This is a genomic window from Cuniculiplasma thermophilum (assembly GCF_052315355.1).
In the GTDB taxonomy this organism is placed as follows: domain Archaea; phylum Thermoplasmatota; class Thermoplasmata; order Thermoplasmatales; family Thermoplasmataceae; genus Cuniculiplasma.
Window position 1 is genome coordinate 1 of the sequence record NZ_JBLSDF010000056.1, and the last position, 6,294, is coordinate 6,294.

Here is a 6,294-nt window from a genome sequence, read left to right on the forward strand (position 1 = left end):
GTATCATTGTGATACAGATCATTCAATAAGGGTGTGAATGCATCCCAGTCAATGGCATTCTTAATGAATACCAATGGATCATTTATCTTCATTGAGTTGTATTTCTCCTTCAACGCATGATCAAGAAGGTCACTCATACTGTAACATGCGTGTTTCATGAATAAATGTTACGGTGCTTAATGAGGGGGTTATTAGAAATCCTCTTATGATTTAGTATTGATACTTGATCGAAATGGAACAACCAGTGGAACCTAAAGGAAAGAAAAAGAATTTATTGATAGGCATAATTGCTATCGTAATAGTAGTGGTTCTTGTTGGTACATTTGTAGGTCTTGACTACAACAATTTGGTCAAACCTTCAACATCAACATCTAGCCAGCAGCTTTATGTCTATACAGGAGTCAGTGGACCGGCTAATTCTGAGCATCTTTTGGGAGGATGCGTTATTGCAGAGATGAAGGGTGGATCTGCCCCAGCTGCCTCAGCTCAGTTGATGGCTTACCTAATGAACCCCTTGGTTCAGAAAAATTGTGAAGAAGCAACAGGTTTTATACCCGTGGATCAGAGTTCATACACAAGTTCACCAAGCACAAATGTCCCCCTTATCTATCAGCCTTCTAATGCAACAGTTACAGTCTCATATTACACAAGCATGAGTGCGGCAGATGAGTCATACGTGGACGGCGTAATATCCCACTTTGAGACACTATACAAGAACATAAACGTCCAGGTTAGTTTTATCACAGCATCATCAATAATTGAAGAAGTATCTTCTTTAGTTACAAGTGGATCCCACGCAAATGTCGTTATGACAATAGATAACCTAGATGTAGGCGTCCTCTTCTATGATGGGTATCTTGCCTCTTTAAATCCTACAACAATCACTGCAGGTGAAGGAACCATAAGCACAATAACGAATTTGAACAATTACGAGAGTCACGTTTTTGGAGGCGTATATTTCCTAACACAGCTTGTAAATATCCCACTTGTTTGGGTTGACTACACAGCCCTTCAGAATGCAGGTATATCGCACGTACCAACAACATATACACAGTTGATGACAGATGCAAAGATACTTGATCAAAAGTATGGTAGAGGTATGATAAACTTCCAGGGTCACGGTGGGGCAAGCACTCCTACTGAAGTCTACCAATGGATGGTTCAGTTCGGTGGAAATCCTATGATGTTCAATGATACCGGAGATATACAGGCCATGGAGTATCTGTATAATCTAAGCGCCTACTTCTCACCAGACTATAAGACTTCCTACTGGGCAACATATACTGGTCTGGCCTCAAACACTTACTCAATGATGTATTATCAGTGGCCTGGATCAGTTAATCTTACAAAATTGGGAATGAAACTATACTCTAACAATGATACTGTTGCTAACACTTCCCTCGCAGCAATACAAGGCGGTGTATTTCTAAGAAGTCCAGTGTCCTGGATTGGCGAGTGGAATACAATAATGGACAAGGCTTGGGTAAAAATAATTGAAAGCGGAACAGTTACAAGCTACACTCAGATACCGTCCATAATGCCGCATTACAATACTGAAATGTACAGTTATCTTGTGCAGTTCTACAGTCAAAGTGTTGCAAATGAATATGAGAGTGGCTACTTCGCCCCAGTGCAGGGATCCTAAAAACCAAAATTTTTTATTTTGAAACATTAAATTTCCAATAATAAATTCTTTTTACACTATTTGGAATCTAACATTTTAGTTTTCTTTCATATTAGTGTGATTGCAGATCGAATATCTTGACTTTCATTTAATGCCTTAAAAAATAATATTCGGCCCCTGCCGACCAAGCTTGAGGAAAACAAGGATTTATTCTCATGGAATTTCCATTAATTATCTTATCATCTTTAGTAACCCCAATAAACTCTGGCAGGCCATTTAGAAATTCAGCGCATTCAACCATTCTGTTTCTTATTTCACTAAATTCCTTTGAATAGCCTCTATTCTTAAGACCGTAAGCTATAATCCAATTGTCATTAGGCCATACCGAACCTCTCTGGTATGCCTTTGCATCAAAGTGAGAATCTTTTGTGGACATCGTTCTTATACCGTAAGAGGTTAGCATATCTTCCGCAAACAGTCTTTCGATGATGACTCTTTCCTCCTCTCGTTTAAGTATGCCAGAAAAAATCAGATGGCCAGGCTCACTTGTGATGCAATTAGTTAAAACCCCATCTCCTCCAATAGCTATACCGGGATATACCCCATCATCCGTTGTGAAATCCAAAAATGTCCTTTCTCTGAGTTTGGAAAGAACCATTTTTGTTCTTTCTCTCAGTTCATATTCAAGATTATATTTTTCCAAAAATTTTAGACCAAGGTTCAAGGAATTGTAGACGTAAGATTGAACCCCAATAACTGATACCGGGGACACGACCTGGTTTAATACCTCTCCAATTCCATCCCTCCAGCTCATTGATAGAGGACCACTGCCCTCGATCGGTTTATTATAAGATAGATATGTATCTATTATCCCATAATCAAGAATCCATTTCATAGCTCTTATCAGATTGTTCTTATACATCCCATCGAGGGATTTTCTTCTGCTCATAAGTTCTGAAAGAAGAATTATATATAGAGGGGTACTGTCAACTGAAAAATAATTTTTACCATATTTTAGCCACTGAACTTCCCTCATCCTTGTCTTTATATTTTCAGTATCCTCGTGGATTTCATGAATTATTTTGCCAGGCTCTTCATATGTTGCATTTATTACTTTTTCCCCCTGCGTTTCAGACAGAGCCTTTAAGGTACTTAACCCTATATTTTCATCATAATCCAAAAGCTGGAGAGAAGATATTATGGAATCTCTCCCGAACAGTGATTTAAATTTTGGCAGACCAGCATAAAGCCATCCACCTTCTGATTTCAACTGTTCTATGTCATTTCCTATACTGACAAAATTCCTCACTTTTTCACTCATTGTTTTTTCCTACAAGTTTTCCGTCCATATCATATACATTATACCTTACAAGCGAAAAAGATACGGGGTCATTATATTCATAAGGTTTTTCAGTTTTAATAACAACTGCCGCCCTTTTCTCGTCATCATCGTTAATATCTGTGTCCAAAAAACATCTCACTATGTATCTGTCTTCTTCGTGGTTGCACCAATCAACGTGTGCCTTAATCTGGTCACCCTTTGTGACCCAGTGAGAGCGGAAACCGATGATTTTATCTTTCAAGCCCAAAATAGCTCCATCTATGAAATTCATCGGGTATTCGCCAACGAAATCCCCAACCCACTTTGTTTTTGGTTCATTCAGTATTTCGTCAAAGCTTCCGATCTGCTCTATTTGTCCGTTTCTCAACACTGCAACTCTGTCCGATAATGTTGCAGCCTCTGTCTGATCGTGAGTCACATAAACAAATGTATGGCCAAGTTCCTTTTGTATCTTCTTAAGTTCACCTCTGGCTGTATACCTAACCCTAGCATCAAGATTGCTCAGAGGCTCGTCAAGCAGAAATATCTTTGGATCTCTAACCAAAGCTCTTGCAAGAGCAACTCTCTGCTTTTGACCACCACTGAGTAAATTAACGTTTCTTTCAAGAACTTCCGATATTTTGAGAGTGTCTGCGATTCTTTCAATTTTCTCTCTAATTGTTCTCTGATCGACCTTAGCCATTTTAAGTGGAAATTCTATATTTTTGTAGGCGGTCATATTTGGATAAAGGGCATAGTTCTGAAATACCATCGCTATGTTCCTTTTATTTGGAGGTTTTCTGCTTATATCCTCCCCATCCAGAATTATTTTCCCTGAAGTCATCTCTTCAATTCCCACAGTTGTTCTAAGAAGCGTGCTCTTTCCCATTCCTGAGGGGCCTAAGATTACGAGAAATTCTCCATCATAAACTTCAAGATTAAAATCGTTAAGAACCCTCTTTTTACCGTAATATTTGTTTACATTTTTATACTCCATTTTTACGTTCATCCTACAAGACCTCCTGATAAATACTGACCCTTTAGGTACTTTTGAAGAATCACCGCCAGAATTATGACCGGAATTGTCGCAACTAATGCAAATGTAGCAGACTGAGGCAAATTTCTGGATACATAATCATATAAGGTGACTGGAAAGGTTGATTTTGTTGGAACTATTGGCGCAATTATAACTGCATAGGTAAATTCATCCCACGACGTCATCCAGGCCAGTAAAAAAGCTACCAATATGGGTACACGGGATAGTGGGATAAGAATTCTTGTGAATGTTCTTCCAAGACTAGCTCCATCAACCCTTGCCTGGAATTCGAGGTCTCTTGGAAGACTCCTAAAGGCACTTAGTGTGATAAAGGTGGTTAGTGGGAGTACAACGAGTTCCTGTGCTAATGCGACTCCAAAAACCGAATTGTCAAGAGTAATGTGTAAATGATAGGTACTGAAAAAGCGTTGTATTTCGAAAAAGTAGGACGAAATAGGAATAGCAACAACAAGTCCCGGCATCATGTTTATTATAAATAGAAAGATGATTATTTTGTTAGAGAATCGAGCTGTAAGCTTAGATAGCCCATAACCAGCAGGTATTCCAATCAATAGAGCTATTCCTCCTACGAGAAATGCAGCCTCTAGGCTTCTTATCATGGGTCCTATTAGATCGACCTTTGTGAAGGCGTCAATAAGATTCCTTAAGGTAAAACCCAAAGGTATTTGTGCGGGATATACAGATCCATATGTAAGATATGGCGGTTGAAACACAAATATAATAAGAATCCACAGAGGATACAGAAATATCAATGCGATAATTATCACTGCAAGATAAGTAAGCCCAGTTTTTACTTTTGTGTTTGCAAATGCAGCATTTATTTTGTTAAAGATACTATTTTGATTCGTTTTAAGGTTCATTTTCCTTTTAGAATAAGTATTTTGATTTTTCCTTTCACCTATCTTGAATTTCATACGTTTTCCAAATCTTTCACGCCACGATAAATGAAGCCTCTTTGCACTTCTCTTTGATTCAGCATTTGGATTTATCTGGTCTTTTGCCCCACCAAGTCTTACAACTATAATTGAATATACCATTATAATGGCTAAAAGGATGGTAGCAGCAGCATAAGAGATGTTTCTTGTAGTTATTGAGGAATAATTCTCAAAGATCAATGTATTCAGGATCGGTGGATGATATCCTATTATAACGAGTGGAAGGGCAAAAATATTAAACTCACTCACTCCTCTCACCAGGAGGGCTATGGAAATGATTGGTGCAAGATTCGGTAATGTTATATGAATAAATCTTCTAAATGCCCCGGCACCGTCAACTGCTGCCGCTTCATATAGGCTAGGAGAAATAGACGATAGCCCTCCATATAAAATTAATGCAACCAGCGGAGTATTTTTCCAAAAGTCAGAAAACATTACAACACCAAGGGAAGAAAGGTCTGTTGCAAACCAATCAACAGGTTTTAACCCCAAACCAACAAGCGCAGAATTAGCGTAGCCTCCAACCGCTTGAAATATAATGGAGAAAACATATGCACTTACAATAGTTGATATCCCTAGTGGAATAATTATTATTGATGAAAAAATATTTTTTCCTTTTAGTGGCTTCACAAGGACCATAGCGATAGCAAGCGCAATTGTGATTTGAATTAAAAGTGCACCTAAGCTGACAATTAGTGTGTTTTCAATAGCGCTATAGAGGCTGTATTGAGGAAGAACTTCGTAATTTTGAAGAGTAAAACCAGATTTCCCAATAAAACTATCGTAAACGACCGTAATTGCAGGTATTATGGAAAGACCTATTACATAAATAAGCGCAGGTAAGGCAAAAAGGAAATAGGTTAATTATCTCTTAAATCTACTCCCGAAGCGGATTCCCTGAAACGTCTTTTCATCTTTTGCATCTTGATTTATCAAGTTATATCACCACATTTTGGTTTTTATTATTCTATTATTCATTTTTAATCTCATACCACTTTTAGTTGTATTATATTGTTTTAAATCCAAACCTTAACATTTTTAGTTGTATCTTTAATTTTACTGATTTAAATCAACTATTATGCATGATACACAATAACGGATTTTCCATATTTAACTTTTCCTTGCGTTTAATAGTTTAATAAGGGATATTATAGATTTTCAGGAGAATATTTTGTGTCGCCAGAAAAATTATATATAGGCGTTTTGACAAAAATTGTAGAGGATTTCGAATAACCACCCTAATTCTGCTATCTTCGTTCTGTAGTTCGTGATTTTCATTGCAATATGAACAATAACAGCATTTTCAAGTTCTATTTATCCAGATTTCCCTTGTATTTCATGTAAATCTTCATAGCTA

General features: G+C 37.5%; 4 protein-coding genes. 1 reads left to right on the forward strand and 3 read right to left on the reverse strand.

Going from position 1 to position 6,294, the window contains the following annotated elements:
* Positions 1-244: 244 nt before the first annotated feature.
* A complete protein-coding gene (locus ACNF42_RS08220; protein ID WP_443340285.1) occupies positions 245-1,645 on the forward strand; it encodes a hypothetical protein in 1,401 nt (466 codons plus the stop codon).
* A 127-nt stretch (positions 1,646-1,772) separates the two neighbouring features.
* Here ACNF42_RS08220 and ACNF42_RS08225 read toward each other — a convergent pair whose 3' ends face one another.
* Genes ACNF42_RS08225 through ACNF42_RS08235 form a run of 3 tightly spaced genes read right to left on the reverse strand, consistent with a single transcriptional unit; the run spans position 1,773 to position 5,768 of the window.
* A complete protein-coding gene (locus ACNF42_RS08225) occupies positions 1,773-2,945 on the reverse strand; it encodes an amylo-alpha-1,6-glucosidase (protein WP_443340286.1) in 1,173 nt (390 codons plus the stop codon).
* Positions 2,938-3,954: an ABC transporter ATP-binding protein gene (locus ACNF42_RS08230; RefSeq protein WP_443340287.1), complete on the reverse strand. Its 1,017-nt coding sequence runs from the start codon at positions 3,952-3,954 to the stop codon at positions 2,938-2,940. Before ACNF42_RS08230 ends, ACNF42_RS08225 begins: the two co-directional genes overlap by 8 nt.
* Positions 3,951-5,768 carry an ABC transporter permease subunit gene (locus ACNF42_RS08235; RefSeq protein WP_443340288.1) on the reverse strand — a complete coding sequence of 606 codons (1,818 nt, stop codon included), beginning with the start codon at positions 5,766-5,768 and terminating at the stop codon, positions 3,951-3,953. Before ACNF42_RS08235 ends, ACNF42_RS08230 begins: the two co-directional genes overlap by 4 nt.
* Positions 5,769-6,294 lie beyond the last annotated feature (526 nt).